A 21249-nucleotide genomic window follows, 5' to 3' on the forward strand; every position below is an offset into this window, starting at 1 on the left:
CCTTTTTATGTATTTTCAAATGCATAGAAGATCATTTCATCGGTGATCTTTTTTTGCAATAGATAACTTTTAAAGGAATGAATAGAACATGAAAAATTTTAATGATTTAACAACAGGTAGTGTTACGAAACAATTAATTCGTTTTGCAATCCCACTTTTTTTAGCAAATTTACTTCAATCCTTTTATAATATTGTGGATATGCTGGTTGTAGGAAGAATCGTCGGAAGTACTGGTGTAGCAGCGATAAGCAATGCTTCATCATTAGTTTTTATCATTAATGCTATTTGTATGGGAATTACGATGGGCGGTACTGTGATGATCGCGCAGTACCGGGGAGCGAAAGATGCACAGGGACAAAAAAGGACTGTGGGGACGATCTATTCAATGACAACAGTGATCGCAGTTATGATCACTATCGCCGGTCTCTTGCTAAATAAGCAAATTCTGACGTGGATGAATGTTCCGAAAGAAGCTTATCAAGATGCTTGTGAGTATATGTTGGTGATTTTTATCGGCACAATTTTCGTTTTTGGTTATAATGCCACTTGTTCAATTCTACGTGGATTTGGCGATTCCAAGAGTCCATTGTACTTTGTGATGGCGGCTGCAGCGATCAATGTTTTCCTAGATTATCTGCTAGTCGGACCATTCAAACTCGGTACTGTTGGGGCTGCTTATGCCACAATCATTGCCCAGGCTATTTCATTCGGCATTTCGGTCATCTATTTAAAAAAACAAAACTTTATTTTTGATTTTAAATTATCGAGTTTTAAAATCGAAAAAGATACGTTATTCAAGCTTTTGAAAGTAAGCTTGCCTACTGCGATCCAAATGACAGTCGTTAATATTTCCTATTTGATTATCGCCGTTATGATCAATGACTATGGAGTGATCACTGCTGCTGCCGCCGGTATTGGTCTAAAGATCAACACTTTTGCAGGCATGCCTTGTTGGGCGATCGGACAGGCAGTTACTACAATGGTTGGGCAAAGTATGGGGGCGAAGCTTCTTCATAGAACAAAAAGAATTGCTAAAACGGGCTTTACAGCGAGCTTATTGATTTCCTTGGCAGCAGTCGTGTGTATTCAATTATTTGCGGAACCGCTGATCGGGCTATTTGATTCTTCCAATAAAGAAGTGCTGGCGGCTGGTGTTATATACTTAAGAATCTGCTGCTGTTGGAATAGCTTGTTTTATGCGACGATGTACAATTTCGATTCATTCGCGGTGGGCGTCGGCTTTGCAAATTTAGGAATGGTGAATGCACTTTTAGATGCTCTACTGATTCGTTTGCCTTTGTGTTGGTTCTTAGGAACCTTACTAGAATTTGGTGTGAAAGGTATATATTGGGCTCAGGCTTTATCACCGATTATTCCAGCATGTATTGGTTTGATCTACTTTTTAAGCAAAAAGTGGTATGATCGACGACTAGTCTAAAAATAGAGTGCCTGTTTCTATTAATGAGAAACAGACACTCTATTTATTCATTAAGTCATTTTACAAATAATACTTAAACAGGTCAGGCAAATCCACTCGTACAAGCTCCTCGGATGCTAAAACAAGGTGATTTTTTGAATCATAAACTGTTCCTTGATGATGGATCACCGACAGACCGCTTTGAACATTGAATAACTGCGCTTCGGAATCCGTTAGCTGACTGATACCAACTTGATTCATTCCTTTAAATTTAGGTTCGATTTTATGGGCAACAAGGACCTTATACAACGATCCAGATAGCTCACTCTCAAATAAAAAAGTAAAATCTAGAGGTAAATAATTCTTCTCCAACATGATTGCAACGCCATCTATTTTTCGTAGACGCTCGACCCTGATGCCTTTTTCAGTACTAAACAAAGAGTTGAACTCAGCAGGTATCGCCACTTCTTCAACCGATAGAACTTGTGAAGTAAGATTTTTCCCTTGTTCTAAACAAACTTCAGTCAATGATAGGCTTTTCTGCATTTCTAGATTTCGGTTTTTTACAAAGGTCCCTTTGCCTTGTAGGCGTGTTAGATAGCCTTCCTCCACCAGCTCATCAATTGCCTTCCTAACTGTAATTCGACTGACATTGAAACTCTTCTGAAATTGAGCTTCTGAAAGGAGTTTATCTCCTGCAACCAACTTCCTATTTTCAATTTGTCGGAGGATCGCTTCCTTGATTTGTAAATAAAGAGGTTTGTTCTCATCTAATATTTTTTGAGACATTGTTACACCGCCTTTTCTTAATTATAAACAATTAAAAAAAATAGATCAAGTGTAGTACAAGTTAGCTAAATAGTTATAAACACGTATTGACATGTGTATCAACATGTATTAAACTCGTCATATAGATAAGTAGGAAATGGCAAGATGAAGGAAAGGAAGAGATAGTATGGGAATTAAAGAAATAGTGGAAGCGATTAACGAAGAAAGGCAGTCAGTTGGAGGAATCAAAAATGTGGTCTGGCTGGCAGCAGGAGGAAGCTACGGCGGTTTTTATCCTGCTCATTACTTCTTAGATCAAGAATCACGGGTAATTCGTTCAAAAAATATCACGAGTAATGAGTTTGTCAAAGCACCACCGGTTTTTGTTGGGGAAAATACATTAGCGGTGGTTTGCTCCATGCGGGGGACACCAGAAACGATCGAAGCAGCGAAAGTAGCAAAAAAACGAGGAGCAGCGACAATCGCCTTATATATTGATGAATCCGAATTGACAGAAGTATGTGACTATAAACTGAACTACGATTCAGTTGCTCTCGATGACAGTGACTTTTCAAAAACAAATGCTGCTTATGGTTTACTGATGGCGATGGTAGTGATGGATACAGTTGAAGGCTATGAACATATGGAAACAGCAATGCAGAGTTTTGAAAAAGTGGACACTCTATACAAACAAGCGGTCATAGATATTCGAACAAAAGCAATAAAATGGTCTCTTCAGAATCGGAAATCTAAATCAATTCATATCATGGGCAGCGGTGCAGCGTATGGCGCTGCATACATTTTTTCAATCTGTAATATCATGGAAATGCTGCAGATTGATTCACCAACCGTTAATAGTTGCGATTTCTTCCATGGACCTTTTGAAGTCATCGATGAAGAAACATCTGTTTTCCTTCTGATGGGAGAAGGCGGAAGTCGGCCAAATGATGAGCGAGCAGCTCGCTTTTTACAGGAATTCGGGGGAGAAAAAGTGTTTGTTCTCGATTCACGAGATCTTGGCTTAGACAAAATTGATCCCAAGGTCGCTGAACATTTCAACCACCTAATCTTTTCTCCAATTCTGAATAATGTCTTTATGAGAGAGTTGGCTTATCAAATCAAAAAGGATTATACGACTCGTACCTACATGTGGAAGGCAGCTTACAACTAAACAAGATGACCCAGTGATTTGAAAATTGCTGGGTTCTTTTTTTTAGAGTAAACAAGAATTTTCCCCATGCTATTATAGAAGAAAAGTCCCATTTTGATGATTTCATTTTTTTCCTTCTTATACCATTCGCTATCTATGGCAACTCATGTCCTATTTGTAGTTTATCGACAAAAAAATCCTTCAACACTCTCTCTACACATTATTTTAGAAAAAATGGAAGTGTTGGAGGGAAGTGATAATCCCTAATACAGCAAGCTTTTTGACCTGCAACAGAAGTTGGCACGATAGTTGCTACTAAAAAAGTGAGAATAGTTATGAAGAATATCAATTCAACTTTGCCAGTAATTCTTTACGTTTTGTCAGGTCTACTTCCTGCTTTAGCAGTTTAGTAGAATGATATGTCTTCGAAAGTCCAGATAAACTCTTTTAAGAATTTATCTCCATAATTTAGAGAAGACTAGCGTATTTAGAAGGATGGTATGCGTACGAGCTAGCTTGATGCTGGTAAGTACACGCTTTAATTGAATGATATATGGCATTCATAACGAATAAGGAGGATAGGGAATGAACAAGATTATTTTAGCGAGCCACGGAGAATTTTCGCAGGGACTAAAGCAAACGGCATCAATGATCATAGGTGATGAAGGAAACATTTTTGCTTTATCCGCTTTTCGTGATGAGGATGAACCGATCAAAAATCAGGTAGAACGTCTACTTGAAGAAATCGGCTATGATGACGTCTATCTTTTGACAGACATTTTCGGAGGCAGTGTGAATAATGATCTGCTAGCGATTCAACAAGAGCATTCGGAAGTACATTTATTCGCTGGTATGAATCTGCCGCTTGTGATCTCCATTGCAACACATGCCGGAAAGATCACCGCGGAGCAGTTGGACATGATCCTTGAGGAGAGTCGTCGAGGATTGATCGACTGCAAACAATTATTAACAACCAAAATAAATACTGGAGGTGACGACTTATGATTAAACTAGTACGAATTGATTACCGCTTATTGCACGGACAGGTTGTGTTTTCTTGGACCAAATCGCAAGGGATCAATCGCATCATCGTAATCAACAATGAAGCGGCTACTGATGAGTTTAAAAAAATGTCATTGAATTTAGCAAAACCGACTGGTGTAAAGCTCAACATCTTCACTGTCGATGAAGGTTTGTCGAAAATGGCTAAAGTAGAAACTCTAAAAGAAAATATCATGCTGATTTTTGGAAATACCAAAGAGACGCTTGCTTTTTGCGAAGCTTATCCGAAAATCAAGGAAATCAACTACGGCGGGATTCCTAAAACGAATAATGGGAAGCAGTTTGGCAGTGCGATTTTCTTAAATGAAGAGGAACAGACAGAAGCGCGAAAATTGAAGGAGATGGGGATTAAACAATTTATGCAGCAGATACCAACCTCTAAATCAGAGGATTTAAATAAATTACTTTAAAAGGAGGGCTTTAAATGTTGGTTCAATCAATAGTGTTAGGATTGATTGGTGTGTTCGTCATGTTGGATTCCCGCTTGTTAGGCCGATTGAATTTTGAAAGGCCATTGATCGTTGGAACACTCGTCGGGTTGGCACTGGGAGACCTAGAAAAGGGATTAATCGTTGGGGCGTCAATCGAACTAATCTCTCTGGGAGTTGTTCAAGTCGGAGCCGCGGTACCTGCGGATATGACTTTAGGTGCAGTAATCGCCACCGCTTTTGCTATTTTATCTGGTTCAAATGCAGAGACGGCTTTGACAATCGCTATTCCCATCGCCATTTTAGGACAGCTGTTAGGAATTTTAATGCGCACCGTTTTAGCAAGTTTGACACACCGAGCCGATTCATTGATTGAAGAAGGAAAATTTAAGCGAGTACAGCATATTCATATCGTGTGGGGGACGATCCTCTATTCATTGATGTACTTTGTACCGATCTTCTTAGCCATCTACTTCGGTACTGACCTGGTTAAGTCGATTGTTGACGCGATTCCAGAATGGATCACGGATGGTTTGAGCTTGGCAAGTAAGTTATTACCAGCGTACGGGTTTGCTTTGCTACTGCAAACCATGCTATCAGTCAAAATGATGCCATTCTTAGTTTTGGGCTTCTTGATAACTGCCTATTCAGGCTTAGGAATTACTGGAGTAGCATTATTTGCAGGTATCGTCGCATTCGTCATGTATCAAATCGAAGCGAATAAATCTGGTGGCAGCGGTGGCGGAGGTTCTGCTGAAGAGCCTGATGCATTGGATGATCTATAAAAGGAGGTTAATAAAATGGCAAAAGAAAAGGATCCAAATTTTCGTAAGTATTGGCAATTCTTCTGGCGTTCTTGGGCGATTCAAGATTCTTGGAACTATGAGCGGGCTATGAATATGGGTTTTCTGTATGGAATCGCTCCAACGTTAGACCGTATATACAAAGATCCGAAGGACGAAAAGTTGAAAAAAGAAGCTTATCAGCGTCACATGCTTTATTACAATTGCACTCCGCAAACTAGTGCTTTTGTATTAGGCTTATCAGCTTCGATGGAAGAGCAGTATTATGCTGATCAAGAGGGCTTCAATCCTGATACGATCAACTCAGTCAAAACATCATTAATGGGACCGTTATCTGGTATTGGCGATTCCTTCTTCCAAGGAACGGTTCGGGTATTGGCATTTGGCTTAGGAATCAATTTAGCACAGCAGGGGAGTATTTTAGGTCCGATTTTAGCAATGATCATTTCCTTTGTCCCATCATTTTTAGTGACCTACTACGGTGGGAAATTCGGTTATAACATGGGGAATAAGTATTTAACAAAACTATATGAAGGCGGTTTGATGGACCGTGTAATGTATGTTTGTTCGATTATTGGTTTAATGGTGATTGGTGCGATGATCGCCAGCATGATCGGCATCACTACTCCTATCAAATTTGGCAAAACATTTGTCCTGCAAGATGTTCTAGATAATATTATGCCGCAGATGCTGCCGTTTGCTTTAACAATGCTGATGTATTGGTTATTACAAAAGAAAGTAAACACAAGCATCATGTTATTGATTTGTATCGTGGGCGGATTGATTTTAAGTGCTCTGGGAATTTTTGTTTAACTATGGTAGTTGGAACAGAGTTTTGACTAAAAAAGTCAAAGTGATGTTTCTCTAAATAAAAGAAAACTGAGGAGGAATTCAGAAAATGAATTCAACGATGGAAGCAAAAGATATTATCAAAGAGATCGTGGGGAAAACGGAAGTAAAACATGTTGTTTTCGTTGGCTGCGGCGCATCAAAAGCAGATTTGTATCCAGCAAAATACTTTTTAGATCAAAATGCGAAACAATTACGCATTAGTCACTACACAGCCAACGAATTCAACTTTGCGACACCAACTTCGGTTGATGAGAACACAGTCGTGATCTCGGCTTCACTTGGAGGGGCAACTCCAGAAACAGTAGAAGCCAATGCGATTGCCAAAGATAAAGGTGCTACAGTTATTAGTTTAACACGAATTATTGACGCACCGTTAACAAAAGATGCAGATTATGTTATCTACCACGGATTTGCTGAAAACTATGCAGCGAAGCTTGAAAAAACAGGTTATTGCTTACTATTAGCAGTAGAGCTGTTGAATCAAGTGGAAGGCTACGAACACTATGATAAGATGATGGATGGATTTAGTAAGATTTATGATTTAGCCCAAGAAAGCGCAGAATCAGCGCGCAAAGCGGCAAAACAATTTGCTCAACGCTTCAAAGACGAAAAAGTTATTTATATCATGAGCAGCGGAGCTACCCATGAAGTAGCCTACTCATCATCCGTTTGCTTAATGATGGAGATGCAATGGATTAACTCAGGAACGTTCCATGCAGGTGAATTCTTCCACGGACCTTTTGAAATTGTTGACAAGGATGTTCCATTCATCCTACTGATGAATGATGGGAAAACACGTGCAATCGACTCTCGTGCTTTAGCATTCTTGGATCGTTTCGATGCGAAAACGGAAGTAGTAGACGCACTGGATTATGGATTGTCAGCATTTGTCGAAAAAGAAGTGTTGGATTACTTTAACCCATTTGTGATCACTGCCGTATTCAGAGTCTACGCTGAAGAACTATCATATGCGAGAGAACATCCATTAACTAAACGTCGTTATATGTGGAAACTATCTTATTAATCAGATAGTTTATGGAGAAAATCAAACAAATTTTACTTGACTAGTCGCAGAAAGCCTTGCGGAAAAACTGAGATACTTATTCTCAGTTTTTTCGCATTCTAAAAAATTGAAACCTCACGACAATGAAAATGCTATACAATAGAAGCGAAGGTACAACAAATCGATTAAAGCAGGTGATATAGAATGAAAAAGGAATTAGATGAGTATTTATATGACTTAACGACAAATATGAAGGAATGTCCTGAAGAAAAATTCTCAGCGAATAAGATCGCCGAGTCTCTGCAGCTAAATCGAAGTACCATCAGCAGCTATTTAAATCAAGCCTTTCGTGATGGGGAGTTAGTAAAAATCAAGAGCTATCCAGTTTTATTTCTACATAGAAAAGCTTTAGAAGACAACGCTATACAAGTAGCAAAAGTCGAGTATGAATCAATGGAAGAGCTATTCATGCAAGATAAGGGTAATGCGATTGAGGAAATCATTGGCGCCAATGGAAGCTTAAAAGAAGCAATTGATCAAATCAAAACAGCGGTATTGTATCCTCATAATGGTCTGCCTATCTTATTAATGGGTGTAAGCGGATCGGGGAAGACTTTTCTAGCGGAAAAAATTCACGAGTATGCCAAAGAACAACAGGTGATCGATAAGAAAGCTCCATTCATCGCTTATAATTGTGCGCAGTATTTCAACAATCCGGAATTATTATCCTCCGCTTTATTCGGTCATACGAAAGGTGCCTTTACTGGCGCAGACCATGAACATAACGGCTTAATTGAAAAAGCAGATGGCGGAATATTGTTTTTAGATGAAGTTCATCGATTGTCAGAAGAGGGCCAAGAGAAGCTGTTTACATTTATGGATACTGGCGAATTTTCTCCGATGGGAGATACTAGCATTCGTCGGAAAGCCAAAGTTCGTTTGATTTTTGCAACGACTGAAAATGTCTACTCTGCCTTCTTACCGACCTTTTTGCGGCGCTTACCAGTAATCGTAACATTGCCAAAATTCCAGAATCGGCCACAATCTGAGCGGTTACGACTGATTGATTCCTTCTTCATCACGGAAAGCAGTATTTTAGAGAAAGAACTTCAAGTTTCTTATCAAATGATTGATTTTTTGTTAAACAGTGACTTAGAAGGTAACGTCGGAAAAATCAAGAATATTATCAAATATGCCTGTGGAAATGCATACGTTCATCATAAGAATGACCAGACAATCATTGTCCGCTTAAAAGATCTGCCCTTAGAGTACAATCTGAAATTCAAGGAACAATTCAGCAAGCCCAAGAAGCGAATGTCTGATCGTACTTATCTGCCAAATACTAAGCAGCAAGTCCACCTAGAAAGTAAAGAGACCCAGCTGTTGCGAAACTTTTTCGGAGAAGTGATTACCGATTTTAAAAGGGTTCAGCAAAAAGAGAGTCTAGCGCAGGAATTTATTGAAGAGAATGTTAGTCGTGTCACACAGATGATGGATGAGTTTATCTTTCAAGGTACCTATGAAAAAGAAGAATCACTATACTCTGTTCTGACTTATCATATTCGCCAAACGTTGGATATGATGTATGAAAATTATGGGTTTGAGCAGGATGGAAATCGAGTGGTTTCTTTAGCAAGTTATCTCTATCTGAAAGATAATACGGATATTTTGGGCAGTCATTATGAGTGGCAGCAGCAAAAAAATGAGCTGCTGGAATTTTTGGATTCCTTTTTAGAAACCCCGTTTTGGTATGCAAAAAAACTGTTGACCTATTTATCCCAACAACTGGATCAGCAATTATTAGAAGAAGATATCGTTTTTGTGACCTTCTATTTTTATAGTTTGCAGATCAGTGACTTGCCGAATGATGTGAAATGTATCGTACTGGCTCATGGCTATTCTACCGCCAGCAGTTTAGCGAACGTGGTGAATCGAATGCTAGGTAAAAATGTTTTTCAGGCTTATGATATGCCAATCAACATCACTCTTGACAAGGTGGAGACACAGATCATTCGCTACATCAACGATTATCGAACGGATTCGGGATTGATATTATTGGTGGACATGGGGTCCTTCAATCAACTGGGAGAACGTCTATCTAACCACATCAAAAGTCCTCTAGTCATTATTGATAACGTTAGTACACCTTTAGTACTTGAGGTTGGTGAGCATATCATCAATGGTGATAGCGTGACGGAAGTATATGAAGCGATCACTGTAGAAAATCGCATCCAAAAGCAGCTGATCATTCCCGAACTCAACAAAAAGAAAGCAATTATCACTTGCTGCTACACTGGAATAGGCAGCGCCACACAGATTCAAGAGATTCTGCAAAAGTGCTTAGGCGATTCGGCTAAAGAATTGACGATCCTGCCTTACGATTACAAGAAATTATCAGAGAATAAAATGTATGAAACCCCATTCCAATTGTATGATGTCCTGATGATCGTTGGCACGGAAAATCCTAAGATCAATCAAGTTCCTTATATTGGTTTGGATCAACTAATCAATGGTGAAGCTGTTGAAGAATTCGCGGATATATTACACGATCAAGTAGATATTGATAGTGACGCCTTCAAGAGTCAGTTAATTTTTAACTTTTCAATCAACAAGATCGTAGAGAACTTAACAATTCTAGATGCGACAAAAGTACTGCGTTTGGTTCAAAAAGCTGTTAAAGAACTCGAAAAACTAATGAATATCGAATTTTCTAACAATCAACTATTTTTACTCTATATGCATTGCTGCTCGATGATCGAACGTATCTTGCGCAAAGAGAGCGTTGATGAACAAGAGGACATTGAAAAATATGTACAAGCGGAAGGTCACAATATGGAATTGATTCATCAAGCCTTCAAGGAAGTTGAGAAGGAGTATACCATCGAACTTCCATTACTAGAGCTTCGATTATTGAATGATATTGTAAAGGAATAGGTGAAAGAATGAAAAAGGCAGTAATTTTTGATATGGATGGGGTATTGATCGATAGTGAGCCCTTTTACTTTAAGCGTCGGATGAATTTCTTCAAGGAAAAGGGAATTCATCCTGGCTCCAATAAATTTGAGGATTATGTTGGGAATTCTGAAAAACAAACGTGGGAGATGCTGGTGCCAGAAAACGAAGAAAAACAAAAAGAATTACATCAAGAATATCTGAAGTATAAGCAGCATCACGGAATTGATTTTACCAAAGCGCTGCGAAGCTCAGTTCCATATGTATTGAATATATTAAGTGAAAAAGGTGTGTCACTTGGCTTAGCCTCCTCTTCGCCACGAAATGAGATTAACAAAATGCTGACAGATTGCCAGCTTGAAAAGTATTTTTCATTCACCATCAGCGGAGAAGAGGTGACAGAAAGCAAACCAAATCCGGAAATATATTTAATCAGTCGTGAGCAGTTAAATTGTGAAAGCTATTTAGCGGTAGAGGACTCGACGCTGGGTATCGCCTCAGCAAAGTCTGCTGGTATCTTCACAGTCGCTTTAAAGCAAGCTTTTTCGATGGATCAGCAAGCAGCGGATATCATTATTGATGAGTTAGAGGAACTGCTTAAATTACCCCGATTAATAAAATAGTCATAAAGAAATTCTTCAATAAATCGGTTGGAGAATTTCTTTATGTGTTTTTAGTTGCAAAGAAAAATCATTTATTATAGAATAACGTCAATCAATAATTACGCATTGAAGAGAAGAGTAATTGACCGCGAAACGATTAAAGAGACCCTTGTCAGGTGAAAAAAGGGATCGTGGAAAATCAATGAAGATGAGCTCTGAGCATTCCGCTTGTTCACGCAAGCCGAACGGAAAGCGACCGTTATATCGCCTGGTATATTTGTACCGTAGAGGTATTGTCTGCGAAGAGAATACGAACAAGGGTGGTAACACGAAAATATTCGTCCCTTTATTTATCAGTGATCTGGTAAGTAAAGGGATGGATATTTTTTTATTTGTCAAAAAGTATTAAGGAGAGTGTTTGTATGAAAAAGTTTAGTTTCGCTATAATGGTTTTAGGGTGTTTACTATTTTTAACAGCCTGCGGTACTGGTTCGGCAACAACGCAACATAAAATTAAGATCGGAGCTTCACCAACCCCTCATGCTGAGATTTTAGAGCATATCAAACCAGAGTTGAAAAAAGAAGGTATAGACCTAGAAATAGTGAAATTTGATGATTACGTACTTCCCAATAAAGCGTTAGAAAACGGCGATATCGATGCCAACTATTTTTCAACGGTCCCATATTTTAATTTGCAAAAGAAGGAAAATGGCTACAAATTCTCGAACGTAGGCGCCATTCATTTAGAGCCGATGGGTATCTACTCACACGAAATAAAAAAAGTTAGTGATATTCCAAACGGTGCCAAGGTGATTGTCTCTAATGTCCCGTCTGAATGGGGACGAGTTCTCAATATCTTTGTGAAAAATAATCTGATTAAGCTTAAATCTGGAGTAGCGATCGATAAAGCAACCTTCGAGGACATTATCGAAAATCCAAAAAAACTAGTTTTCAACCACAGTGTTGATCCGACACTTTTGACCTCAGCTTATGAAAATAAGGAGGGCGATCTAGTAGCGATCAATTCAAACTTCGCCTATGAAAAAGGCTTGAATCCAGTGAAAGATTCACTGATGATCGAACAAAGTGACTCTCCTTATGTCAATATCGTAGCTACGAGAACCGATGATAAAGAAAATAAAGATATTAAAAAAATAGTTGAAGCATTACATGAGCCGAAATTTCAAAAATGGATCGAGAAAAAATGGGGCGGCTCTGTCGTACCTGTTACTGATTAAGAAAGAGAATAGGTGATGAATATGGAACGAGCGATTTTTGCAGGTGGATGTTTTTGGTGTATGGTCAAACCTTTTGACAGTCTTCCGGGCATTGAATCAGTTATTTCCGGCTATACTGGCGGAGAAAAGGAAAACCCAACTTATTTAGAAGTGAAGAGTGGAACGACTGGTCATACAGAGGCAGTCGAAATCATTTTTGATCCTGAGCTGATTAGTTATCAAGAATTAGTTGAAATTTATTGGCAGCAAACGGATCCTACTGATGCCTTTGGACAATTTGAAGATCGCGGAAGCAGCTATCGTCCAGTAATATATTATTTTGACGAAGTACAAAAGAAGATTGCGGAGAAAAGTCGAGTATCACTGCAAAACAGCGGTAGATTTGACAAACCGATTGTGACTAAGATTGAAAAAGCTTCTGAGTTTTATCCAGCTGAAGCGGAACACCAAGACTATTATCAGCGCAATCCAGAAAACTACCAAAAAAATGCTGAACGAAGAAAGCAATTTATTAAGGAATTCTGGTGAAATTATTATTTCCAGCTTTATCCCTCAAAAGCTCGTAATATTTGTACGCTCGTGAAGAGGTTTTTACTTTATGAACTTGTACAATGAAAGAAAAGGGGATGAGCGGTCATGGCGATCTCAAAAATTGAAGCGGTGTTCAATGAAAAGGTAGAAACGATCTGGGATATTGTTACTTCTTTAAAGGATGTGACCTGGCGTAAGGATGTCAGTAAAATCGAAGTACTGGAAGAGCAGAAAAAATTTGTCGAATACACCAATGAAGGTTACCCAACGAACTTTGTCATAACTACATTTGAACCATGGACACTGTATGCCTTTACGATGGATAATGACCATATGAGCGGGAGATGGACAGGTGAATTTTTCTCTGTGTCTGATGGGAAAACAAAAATCATTTTTACTGAAGACGTTACTCCCAAAAAGTTTTATATGAAGCCATTCGTAAAAGGATATTTGAAGAGGCAGCAGCAAAAATACATTGATGACTTAACAACTTATTTGATTAGCAAATAAAACATAAGCTACTTAGAGACCTAGAAAAGAAATAATTCTAGGTCTTATTTGCTGTCAGTTTTTTTGCAGATTTTATCATTTATTTAAAGGGGCTTATATTGGGTCAATATATTTTCAAAATGGGTTTGCTATATGAGTCTCTCATATATGAGACATATGTCCTAATGCTTTTGTTCTAGATCGACTAGAATAAAGTTGAAGGAGATGTTTAGAATGATAATTCTACTGTTAATCATACTTTTTGTTGCAGGGTTAATTACTATACGACAATGGAAAAAACACCAATCACGTTTAAATTATTGGGAGCAAATTAATGAACTTGAACAACAACGAAAAGAACAGATACTACGCCGAGCTCTTGAAAACCAACGAGTGAACCAAAACAAACAGCCATCCGCTTCTTAAGACCGAAGGAATCGGGTGGTTTCTTTTTTATTGGTTCTTCTTGAAGTATTCTGCTTCAGAAGAGCGTTTGATCAGTTCTGGCATATCGAGGATTTGAAACTTCCTAGTTTCACGTTTCAAGATTTGGTCGTCACATAGTTTATTTAACAAGCGCAATAAATGACGGTAACTGATCCAGATAGTCGCTGCTACATCAGTCAGATTATCAAAGAAGTAATTTTTATAAGACCCCTGAATGATATACGTACAAAGCCGCTGTTCCCCAGAGTAAAGTGCGTTTGAGGTGTAATTGTGAGAGCTGTTAATCAAATTTTCGGATAAGCTTTTAGCTAGTGCTACCATGAACGTCAGATTCTTGAATATTGAATCTTGATCGTCTTGAAAGGGTACAACGATACATTCAAACGGTGAAAGAGTGATCACAGAAGCAGTTGCGTATTTTGTGTTGGACATCAATTCGACATCGCCGATCAATCCGCTTGAAAGGTAATATGCCAAAACCAAGTCTTTCCCACTGGGGGCACTAGTACAGACTTTTGCTTTACCAGAAACAACAATCATAATAAATTTGTATTCGACTCCTTGAGAAAAGATCGTCTCACCAGATTTGAATCGACGAACTTCACAGACGTTTTGATGATCGAGAATCCCATATTTATCAAGCAATTCAAGGTGGTGCTTTTCTAGATTTTCTCTCATAGTTTCTCCCTTATTCTTCTTATGCGGTGTTAAAGCCAATCTGTCATCACTATTTTACTATTGTTTTCTTTTTATTGCAGAGATTTGAAATAATTTATCGATTTGTATGCTCTAATTAAAGATTTAAAGCTACTTATAATTATTTGATTTACAGAAGGTGACTTAACTTCAATTCAGGGAATTTAACATTTTGCGTTAGTTCTTGCTCTCTTCATCTCAATTATCGACCATCAATTGAGTTTATTAACACGAATATTCAGTACGTAAAATTGGATATCTTTTATGAGATTGTTTTTTATTGGCAAATAAAGGCTTTCTTATTTTTGTTTATGCTTTTTTAACAGTTATTTTAAATGATTTAAATTTTTCTAAAACTCATTTGTGCAGTATGTTACAATAATTATTGTAATGAAAATGTTTTCAATAACTAGGAGGTATAATGAATGACAAAAACAGTAATTGTAGGTACGAACCATGCAGGGATCGCAGCAGCTAACACTCTTTTGGATAACTTCCCAGATCAGGAAGTTGTGATGATCGATCGGAATAACAATCTTAGCTATTTAGGCTGTGGAACTGCGCTGTGGGTAGGACGGCAGATCGATTCTTATGAAAATCTATTCTATACAAAACGTGAGGATTTTGAAAACAAAGGCGCAAGGATTTCGATGGAAACGACGGTTGATCGAATCGATTATGAAAAAAAAGAAGTCTACTGTCTATCTAAAGATGGTAAAGCATTTGTTGAAAGCTATGATAAGTTGATTTTAGCTACAGGTTCAGTGCCGATTTCTCCTAAGATTCCAGGCCGTGATTTACAAAATATTCACTTTTTGAAACGCTTCCAAGACGGAAAAGCAGTCGATGAATTATTAAGTACAGACGGCATCGAAAACGTTGCGGTAATCGGTGCAGGATATATTGGAGTAGAAATTGCCGAAGCAGCAAAACGTCGCGGGAAAAATGTTCTTTTATTTGATGCGATGGAACGCTCCTTGCCAAGTTATTATGACAAATGGTTCACGGATGACATGGATGAAATCTTAAAAGAACATGATATCGAATTACATTTTGGTGAACTGGCGAAGGAGTATAAAGGGAATGAGAAAGTTGAATCAATCGTAACAGATAAAGGTGAATACAACGTTGATCTTGTTATCAATGCGATCGGTTTCTTGCCGAATAATGAACTAGGAAAAGATCATTTAGAATTGTTCAAAAACGGGGCTTACCTAGTCGATCTTCATCAGCAAACTAGCGATCCGGATGTTTATGCGGTAGGGGATTGTGCAACGATTTATTCTAACGCGTTGAATGATACGACTTATATTGCTTTGGCAACAAATGCGGTACGCTCAGGAATCGTGGCGGGATACAATGTCGGTGGTGTGGCATTAGAGTCAATTGGTGTGCAAGGGTCAAACGGAATCTCAATATTCGGATTGCATATGGTTTCGACCGGCCTATCCGAAGAGGCAGCAGCTAAGAATGGAATCGCTGTGAAATATACCGACTTTGAAGATCTGCAACGTCCAGGATTCATGAAGCAAAATGCCAAGGTGAAGATTCGGATCGTATATGAAGAAAGTTCTCGTCGGGTGGTCGGTGCTCAATTATCCTCAAAAGAAGATATATCTGGTGTGATTCACATGTTCTCACTCGCTATAGAAGAGCAAGTAACGATCGATAAACTTAAATTACTAGACATCTTCTTCTTACCGCATTTCAATCAGCCGTATAACTACATCACAATGGCTGCGTTAAGTGCAGAATAATAGTCTATTCATTGAGTTTGATAATATTGAAAAGGGATTGTCGCCTGAGCGCAACAATCCCTTTTCTTTTATGTTCAGTTATTCCGCGTCCTTTAATATATCAAGGACTTTCTGATAATTTTGATTTTGAAATATTTCGTAATTTAAACTTTTGTAAAGCTTGACTGCAGGATTACTCCAAGTTTGTGTATTTAAATATAGATCTTGATCAGGATAGTATTCATGGAGCAACTCAGTTACCCGAATCGCTAATGCTTTAGCCAGACCCTTACGTTGTTCTTCTGGAACCACTCCCAACCAGTGAAGCCGTGGGTAATTCTCTTCGGTCCACCAGGCAGTAAAAGTCCCCACTTTTTCTCCTTGCGGATTTTCGATGAAGAGCATTCGCCGCCTCAACTCTTCTTGATGAGGTGCGAAAGATCGTTGAAAATATTCAGCGGCATCCACCTCTGAATCAAATTCTAAAACAGCCGTCTCAATCCGACACCAGTCCTTTTCATCGCCTGGTTGATAAAAGACGATACGATAGCCTTCAGGTAATCGTATCTTTGGCAATGCAGGAGCATTTGATGGGCGAAACATTGTGAACGGAATGAACGGTACAGACTTATCCAACATAACAAGACCTCCAATATTTTCTCATTAAAATCGTATCATGTAGTCATACTAAAAGCTAGCTGGATTTTTATTAGCAATGCTTTTTCTAAGACCATTTTTGTTTGACTAGTCCATAACAATGAATGCACTTGTTTGAGCTACTTACAAACCAAAAAGTTGTCTGAATTCTGGGTTGGTTGTATGATGTGCAAACTAGCAAAACGCTTGTTCTCCATAAAAACTACTATTATAAAGAAAATGGAGACATAGAGAATGATTGGTATTATATAATGATAGAAGAAATTGGATTTCAGATTCTCTAGGAATTGTCAAGACATTTCTTGTTTTTTGACAAATAGCAATCTGTGGCAATTTCTGGTGATGAAAAAGTTAGGGAGGTAATTTTATGGCGAAAAGAGTTTTTTTCAGTTTTTACTATGAAAATGATTTATCGCGAGCGTTAGTCGTTAAGAACAACTGGGCTTTGAAGGAGAATGAAGAGTCCGGTTTCATTAACAAAGCAGAATTTGAGCGAATGAAGCGTGATGGAGATGAGACGATTGAGCGTTGGATTGATAAACAATTAGCGGGAACATCGGTGACTGTCGTATTAATTGGTAGTGAAACATTGGACTCCAAATACGTGCAATACGAAATCAAAAAAAGTCACGAACGCGGAAATGCGATTATTGCATTGAAAATCGGCAAAGTAAAGAACTTGAATCAGCAAACATCGATCAGTCAGTCAGTCGTAAAAATTGTTGGTAAAAAAAGCGATGGAGAATTGCTTTGGTTTGATGAAATCATTGATGGGGAATATGATTACATTAAAAACGACGGCTACAACAATCTTGAAAAATGGATCGAAAATGTTGATAAGGTGAAGGAGAAATAAAGAAACTCTACAACTTGTCTTGGATAATTTTTGAGGGGGAGCTCGCTGAAGACTTTTTAAAAAAGGAGACTATGAAAGCGAATGGAGAACTTAAAGGGGAAAACCAAAGCAACGCGCTTTAGAGAGAATAGAAGGACAAGACATTGAACAAAAAGTTCAGTTCTTGTCCTTTTTAATTTACTTAGACAGAGCAAGTGCAAGGGCTTTTTGGACAGCAACAATATTTTTATCTTTTCTAAACTGAATTGTTTCTGCGGGCAATTCAGCACTGGAAATCCAAAGTTTAAGTTCTGCATCCAAATCAAAGTGTCCGCTGGTTTCTACTGAAAACCGTGAAATAGAACGATACGGAATAGATTTATATTCAGCCTTTTTACCTGTAATACCCTGCTTATCAACTAAGATCAAACGAAAATCGGTGAAAACGATCAAATCTCGAACCAACTTAAAGGCTAAAGAAACAGCTTCTCCAGGAATCAAGACATCCTCCAATTTTTTCTCAACTGCTGCGTTATCGTGTTGGTTGGCGTTTCCCATTAAACCATCAAAAATACTCATAAGTAAACTCTCCTCTTCAGTTAATTGAATAGTTTAATTTTAGCTGATATTTATCTAAATAACCACACAGTATTTAATCAGATGAATGAAAAATTCAAAATAATAATTATTCTTTCACAAAAAAAGGTTTTGTTCTTTTTTACCAGAAATTTACTTGCTAAACAAATGACGTTTCGTTATACTCGATAAGGAAAAGAACTCAGTTTTTAAAGACTGATATAGGAGGTGTTCTCATGTTTATTAACTATCAGCGGTGACTATGATCTCAATCGTTACTTAGAGTTTCTAAGCAAGCAGAACAACTTGATATCCTCCAAGAACCTTTTTTTGCGTTACCTTAAAAAGGGTTATTCAGTCTACATTTGATCATCGCTTAGGAGGAGGCATACTTTTTAGTATGTTTTTTTGTTGTGCTTTAAAAGATTGGTCTACCGTTGTTGAAAACGGTTCAAGTGAAAAAATAAACTTAAAGGAGCAGAATGATGAAAAAAGTATTAACAGTTGTAAGTTGCTTGTTGCTAACCGCCTTGGTGGTATTCGTAAAAACAGAACAGGTTCAAGCAGCCAAAAAAACGAGTAAAGTTCAACGTCTTGTAAAAAGCAAGGACATCAAGGAAGATGATTTCTTCGTTGACGCAAAATGGTTGAATAAGCAGATGAAGGATAATGATAAAACAGTTGTGATCGAAGCATCTTATGGTGAAGGCAAAGATTACAAAAAAGCGCACATCCCTAGTGCATTGCATATCGATACAATGGAGATCGAAACGGAAGAGAACAATTGGAATATTCTAGATGCTGAAACATGTAAAGAAGTTTTCTTGAAGCGCGGAGTCACAAAAACAACTCCAGTGGTTATTTACTCTAGCGATATCAATGCTGCTGCACGTGTTGCCTTTGTAGCTTACTGGTTGGGTGTCGATGATGTTAAGATTTTGGATGACGGCTTAAAAGCATGGGAAAATGCTGGTTATAAAGTAGAGAAGGGAACTGAAGAGGCAACAGCTGCTAAAGATTTTGGTGCTGAGGTTCCTGGCCGACCTGAATATTTAATCTCAACATCTGCTGATCTTCTTGCATCTAAAGAAAAAAATTCAGATTTAGTTATAGCTAGTATTCGTTCTTGGAAAGAGTTTACTGGTAAAACAAGCGGTTACGATTATATCGAAAATGCTGGTGAACCTGAAGGGGCAGTTTATGCGAAATCGAGCAAGACTAGTGCTGATGTGGCTCAGTTAATGAACAATGATGGTACGGTCAAAGAGCCGACTAAAATCTTCGCCGCATGGGAAAAATGGGGCATTACTCCTGATAAAGAGGTTGCTTTCTATTGCGGAACTGGTTGGCGTGCGGCCACAGCCTTCTTTATCACGAAGCAAGAAGGTTGGAAAGATGTTCGTCTCTTCGATGGTGGCTGGTTTGATTGGGATAAAGCCCATCAAAAAGATCCAAGCAAATACCCGGTTCAAGTTGGCGACCCAAGAGACAAAGATAAGGTGGAAATCTTGAACTAATGAAGATTTTCCACTATTTCATTCATCTGCTACAGGCAGGATTGGTTTATGCCATCTATTTAATGAACGATCTTTATAATAATCATTTAGGCTTTATGCGAAACGTTTCCTTTTACTCCCATAAAGTTGAAGCTAGCACATTCGGCAGTATTTTCTTTTTGCTGCCGCTTCTGCTAGCAGCTGTCGCCATTTTCTTAGCAAACAAAAAAAGAGGAATCGAAACCTTACTTTTGACTTTATCTAGCATCCTATTTCTAGTTTGGCAAACAGTAGTTACACTGGAAATAATACCGATTTACTATCTAGTGAGTGGCATTCTATGTCTAGGATTTTTACTGCAATTTATAATCGTCCTAACAAAAAGGAGCTAATCTGATGGATTACTCAAAAGAAACAATTAAAATGGCACAATATATCGCAGAAACTTGTACAAGTTGTAAACGTTGTATGAAGGATTGCCTTTTTCTGCAACAGTATTGTGAGGATCCGCAAAGATTATTCCAGCGTTTTTTAGAGGAAGATCTCGAACCGATCATCCCGTATTCCTGTATGCTATGCGGTCATTGTACGGTTGTATGTCCATTAAAACTAAAATTGGATGACGCCTTTCTGTCAATGCGACAAGATTTGATCAAAGAAGGGCTACCATTAAGACAATTAAGAGGGGTTGAAATGCATCAAAAGCTTTCAACCAGTAAACTTTTTACCGCTGTGAATCGAGGCGAAGCAAAATGAAATATGGTTTTATGGCCGGCTGCTCATTAAGCTCCAGCAGTCCAAAACAAGTTGGAAAAATTGTCGAATACTTAAAAAGTTTTTATCCCGATTTGGCCATCATTCAAGGCTGCTGCGGGAAACCGACGCGTATGATCGGTCAAGAGCAGTTGTTCCAAGAGCGTTTCGGAAAACTGACGCAACAAGTACATCAGGCTGAGATTGAAGAATTGATTGTCGCTTGTCAAGGCTGCATCAAAACGATGACGATTCAGAATCAGTTTCCTACCTCATCCTTATGGGTGAAGATGGCAGAATTGGGACTGCCTAAAGAATCGATTGGTAAAGCAAAGGATAGTAACGTTGTTTTTTCTATTCAAGATTCTTGCCCCACCAAAGAAGTGACCGAGATCCACCAAGCTGTCAGGTACTTGTTGGAACAACTAGGTTATCAAGTTGCGAAAAATCGTTTGTCGGGAAAAAACACGTTATGCTGCGGAATGGGTGGTATGTGCGGCGTCTCGAATCCGACTTTAGCAAAGAACTTTGCAGAAAAACGAGTTCAAGATTTTAAGACTGATCATATTGTCACCTATTGTGCCAGTTGTACTTCAGCCATGATTCTTGGTGGCGGCGAAGCTTGGCATTTATTAGATTTGATATTTGGGGATGTCATACATAATGAAGATAAAAGTCCGACTCATCCATTAGCCAACCCAGTAAAGGCATGGAAGAATCGGTATCAATCAAAAAAAATTGTCACAAAAGCATAGGAG

Annotated in this window: 22 protein-coding genes and 1 other annotated feature; of the genes, 18 read left to right on the top strand and 4 right to left on the bottom strand. The window is 38.4% G+C overall.

Annotation, left to right across the window (positions count from 1 at the left end; translation table 11 throughout):
• Positions 1–88: 88 nt before the first annotated feature.
• Positions 89–1438 carry an MATE family efflux transporter gene (locus E6139_RS12735; RefSeq protein ID WP_316403448.1) on the top strand — a complete coding sequence of 450 codons (1350 nt, stop codon included), beginning with the start codon at positions 89–91 and terminating at the stop codon, positions 1436–1438.
• A 60-nt stretch (positions 1439–1498) separates the two neighbouring features.
• Here the strand turns inward: E6139_RS12735 and E6139_RS12740 are convergent, their stop codons facing one another.
• A complete protein-coding gene (locus tag E6139_RS12740; RefSeq protein WP_316403449.1) occupies positions 1499–2206 on the bottom strand; it encodes a GntR family transcriptional regulator in 708 nt (235 codons plus the stop codon).
• A gap of 166 nt (positions 2207–2372) precedes the next feature.
• Here E6139_RS12740 and E6139_RS12745 point away from each other — a divergent pair, with 166 nt between their 5' ends.
• From E6139_RS12745 to E6139_RS12795, 11 genes are all read left to right on the top strand, one after another.
• The gene (locus E6139_RS12745) at positions 2373–3356 is read left to right on the top strand and encodes a sugar isomerase (protein WP_316403450.1); all 984 of its coding nucleotides are present in this window, start codon (positions 2373–2375) and stop codon (positions 3354–3356) included.
• Positions 3357–3920: 564 nt separating this feature from the next.
• Positions 3921–4340 (top strand): PTS fructose transporter subunit IIA, encoded by a 420-nt coding sequence (locus E6139_RS12750; RefSeq protein ID WP_316403451.1) that lies wholly within the window; start codon positions 3921–3923, stop codon positions 4338–4340.
• Entirely contained in the window at positions 4337–4807 is a 471-nt protein-coding gene (locus E6139_RS12755) for a PTS sugar transporter subunit IIB (RefSeq protein ID WP_316403452.1), read from the top strand. The genes E6139_RS12750 and E6139_RS12755 overlap by 4 nt, the downstream gene beginning before the upstream one ends.
• A 14-nt stretch (positions 4808–4821) precedes the next feature.
• Positions 4822–5610, top strand: a complete 789-nt coding sequence (locus tag E6139_RS12760; RefSeq protein ID WP_316403453.1) for a PTS sugar transporter subunit IIC — start codon at positions 4822–4824, stop codon at positions 5608–5610.
• A gap of 15 nt (positions 5611–5625) precedes the next feature.
• Positions 5626–6441, top strand: a complete 816-nt coding sequence (locus E6139_RS12765; protein ID WP_316403454.1) for a PTS system mannose/fructose/sorbose family transporter subunit IID — start codon at positions 5626–5628, stop codon at positions 6439–6441.
• 85 nt (positions 6442–6526) lie between these two features.
• Positions 6527–7504: an SIS domain-containing protein gene (locus E6139_RS12770; protein WP_316403455.1), complete on the top strand. Its 978-nt coding sequence runs from the start codon at positions 6527–6529 to the stop codon at positions 7502–7504.
• A gap of 183 nt (positions 7505–7687) precedes the next feature.
• Entirely contained in the window at positions 7688–10417 is a 2730-nt protein-coding gene (locus tag E6139_RS12775; protein WP_316403456.1) for a sigma 54-interacting transcriptional regulator, read from the top strand.
• 8 nt (positions 10418–10425) lie between these two features.
• Entirely contained in the window at positions 10426–11058 is a 633-nt protein-coding gene (locus tag E6139_RS12780; protein WP_316403457.1) for an HAD family phosphatase, read from the top strand.
• A gap of 96 nt (positions 11059–11154) precedes the next feature.
• Positions 11155–11386 (top strand) — a binding site (T-box leader).
• A gap of 73 nt (positions 11387–11459) precedes the next feature.
• Positions 11460–12275 (top strand): MetQ/NlpA family ABC transporter substrate-binding protein, encoded by an 816-nt coding sequence (locus E6139_RS12785; RefSeq protein WP_316403458.1) that lies wholly within the window; start codon positions 11460–11462, stop codon positions 12273–12275.
• A 21-nt stretch (positions 12276–12296) separates the two neighbouring features.
• Positions 12297–12803, top strand: coding sequence for a peptide-methionine (S)-S-oxide reductase MsrA (msrA, locus tag E6139_RS12790; RefSeq protein WP_316403506.1), 507 nt, complete (start codon positions 12297–12299; stop codon positions 12801–12803).
• A 108-nt stretch (positions 12804–12911) separates the two neighbouring features.
• Positions 12912–13316 (top strand): SRPBCC family protein, encoded by a 405-nt coding sequence (locus E6139_RS12795; protein WP_316403459.1) that lies wholly within the window; start codon positions 12912–12914, stop codon positions 13314–13316.
• 432 nt (positions 13317–13748) lie between these two features.
• On the opposite strand, the gene E6139_RS12800 is transcribed toward E6139_RS12795, so the two are convergent.
• Positions 13749–14420: a Crp/Fnr family transcriptional regulator gene (locus E6139_RS12800; RefSeq protein ID WP_316403460.1), complete on the bottom strand. Its 672-nt coding sequence runs from the start codon at positions 14418–14420 to the stop codon at positions 13749–13751.
• A 443-nt stretch (positions 14421–14863) separates the two neighbouring features.
• Here E6139_RS12800 and nox point away from each other — a divergent pair, with 443 nt between their 5' ends.
• Positions 14864–16195: a H2O-forming NADH oxidase gene (gene nox / locus E6139_RS12805; RefSeq protein WP_316403461.1), complete on the top strand. Its 1332-nt coding sequence runs from the start codon at positions 14864–14866 to the stop codon at positions 16193–16195.
• 78 nt (positions 16196–16273) lie between these two features.
• On the opposite strand, the gene E6139_RS12810 is transcribed toward nox, so the two are convergent.
• Entirely contained in the window at positions 16274–16813 is a 540-nt protein-coding gene (locus E6139_RS12810) for a GNAT family N-acetyltransferase (RefSeq protein ID WP_316403462.1), read from the bottom strand.
• Between the two features lie 385 nt (positions 16814–17198).
• On the opposite strand from E6139_RS12810, the gene E6139_RS12815 reads away from it, so the two are divergent.
• Positions 17199–17687: a TIR domain-containing protein gene (locus E6139_RS12815; RefSeq protein ID WP_316403463.1), complete on the top strand. Its 489-nt coding sequence runs from the start codon at positions 17199–17201 to the stop codon at positions 17685–17687.
• 177 nt (positions 17688–17864) lie between these two features.
• Here E6139_RS12815 and E6139_RS12820 read toward each other — a convergent pair whose 3' ends face one another.
• Positions 17865–18245, bottom strand: a complete 381-nt coding sequence (locus tag E6139_RS12820; RefSeq protein WP_316403464.1) for a PH domain-containing protein — start codon at positions 18243–18245, stop codon at positions 17865–17867.
• Positions 18246–18727: 482 nt separating this feature from the next.
• Between E6139_RS12820 and E6139_RS12825 the strand changes: the two genes are divergently transcribed.
• The 4 genes from E6139_RS12825 to E6139_RS12840 are packed head-to-tail and all read left to right on the top strand — an operon-like array spanning position 18728 to position 21246.
• Positions 18728–19759: a sulfurtransferase gene (locus tag E6139_RS12825; RefSeq protein ID WP_316403465.1), complete on the top strand. Its 1032-nt coding sequence runs from the start codon at positions 18728–18730 to the stop codon at positions 19757–19759.
• Positions 19759–20130: a hypothetical protein gene (locus E6139_RS12830; RefSeq protein ID WP_316403466.1), complete on the top strand. Its 372-nt coding sequence runs from the start codon at positions 19759–19761 to the stop codon at positions 20128–20130. Before E6139_RS12825 ends, E6139_RS12830 begins: the two co-directional genes overlap by 1 nt.
• A gap of 4 nt (positions 20131–20134) precedes the next feature.
• Positions 20135–20494 (top strand): 4Fe-4S dicluster domain-containing protein, encoded by a 360-nt coding sequence (locus tag E6139_RS12835; RefSeq protein WP_316403467.1) that lies wholly within the window; start codon positions 20135–20137, stop codon positions 20492–20494.
• A complete protein-coding gene (locus E6139_RS12840; protein WP_316403468.1) occupies positions 20491–21246 on the top strand; it encodes a (Fe-S)-binding protein in 756 nt (251 codons plus the stop codon). The genes E6139_RS12835 and E6139_RS12840 overlap by 4 nt, the downstream gene beginning before the upstream one ends.
• Positions 21247–21249 lie beyond the last annotated feature (3 nt).

This window comes from Enterococcus sp., from assembly GCF_032555305.1.
GTDB lineage: Bacteria > Bacillota > Bacilli > Lactobacillales > Enterococcaceae > Enterococcus_A.

Bases quoted from the DNA above. Each gene is read 5' to 3' on its own strand.
- E6139_RS12785 (WP_316403458.1), top strand. From the start codon at position 11,460: ATGAAAAAGTTTAGTTTCGCTATAATGGTTTTAGGGTGTTTACTATTT.
- E6139_RS12750 (WP_316403451.1), top strand. From the start codon at position 3,921: ATGAACAAGATTATTTTAGCGAGCCACGGAGAATTTTCGCAGGGACTA.
- E6139_RS12760 (WP_316403453.1), top strand. From the start codon at position 4,822: ATGTTGGTTCAATCAATAGTGTTAGGATTGATTGGTGTGTTCGTCATG.
- E6139_RS12840 (WP_316403468.1), top strand. From the start codon at position 20,491: ATGAAATATGGTTTTATGGCCGGCTGCTCATTAAGCTCCAGCAGTCCA.
- E6139_RS12770 (WP_316403455.1), top strand. From the start codon at position 6,527: ATGAATTCAACGATGGAAGCAAAAGATATTATCAAAGAGATCGTGGGG.
- E6139_RS12740 (WP_316403449.1), bottom strand. From the start codon at position 2,206: ATGTCTCAAAAAATATTAGATGAGAACAAACCTCTTTATTTACAAATC.
- E6139_RS12745 (WP_316403450.1), top strand. From the start codon at position 2,373: ATGGGAATTAAAGAAATAGTGGAAGCGATTAACGAAGAAAGGCAGTCA.
- E6139_RS12830 (WP_316403466.1), top strand. From the start codon at position 19,759: ATGAAGATTTTCCACTATTTCATTCATCTGCTACAGGCAGGATTGGTT.
- E6139_RS12755 (WP_316403452.1), top strand. From the start codon at position 4,337: ATGATTAAACTAGTACGAATTGATTACCGCTTATTGCACGGACAGGTT.
- E6139_RS12810 (WP_316403462.1), bottom strand. From the start codon at position 16,813: ATGTTGGATAAGTCTGTACCGTTCATTCCGTTCACAATGTTTCGCCCA.
- E6139_RS12820 (WP_316403464.1), bottom strand. From the start codon at position 18,245: ATGAGTATTTTTGATGGTTTAATGGGAAACGCCAACCAACACGATAAC.
- E6139_RS12780 (WP_316403457.1), top strand. From the start codon at position 10,426: ATGAAAAAGGCAGTAATTTTTGATATGGATGGGGTATTGATCGATAGT.
- nox (WP_316403461.1), top strand. From the start codon at position 14,864: ATGACAAAAACAGTAATTGTAGGTACGAACCATGCAGGGATCGCAGCA.
- E6139_RS12800 (WP_316403460.1), bottom strand. From the start codon at position 14,420: ATGAGAGAAAATCTAGAAAAGCACCACCTTGAATTGCTTGATAAATAT.
- msrA (WP_316403506.1), top strand. From the start codon at position 12,297: ATGGAACGAGCGATTTTTGCAGGTGGATGTTTTTGGTGTATGGTCAAA.
- E6139_RS12775 (WP_316403456.1), top strand. From the start codon at position 7,688: ATGAAAAAGGAATTAGATGAGTATTTATATGACTTAACGACAAATATG.
- E6139_RS12825 (WP_316403465.1), top strand. From the start codon at position 18,728: ATGAAAAAAGTATTAACAGTTGTAAGTTGCTTGTTGCTAACCGCCTTG.
- E6139_RS12835 (WP_316403467.1), top strand. From the start codon at position 20,135: ATGGATTACTCAAAAGAAACAATTAAAATGGCACAATATATCGCAGAA.
- E6139_RS12815 (WP_316403463.1), top strand. From the start codon at position 17,199: ATGGCGAAAAGAGTTTTTTTCAGTTTTTACTATGAAAATGATTTATCG.
- E6139_RS12765 (WP_316403454.1), top strand. From the start codon at position 5,626: ATGGCAAAAGAAAAGGATCCAAATTTTCGTAAGTATTGGCAATTCTTC.
- E6139_RS12735 (WP_316403448.1), top strand. From the start codon at position 89: ATGAAAAATTTTAATGATTTAACAACAGGTAGTGTTACGAAACAATTA.
- E6139_RS12795 (WP_316403459.1), top strand. From the start codon at position 12,912: ATGGCGATCTCAAAAATTGAAGCGGTGTTCAATGAAAAGGTAGAAACG.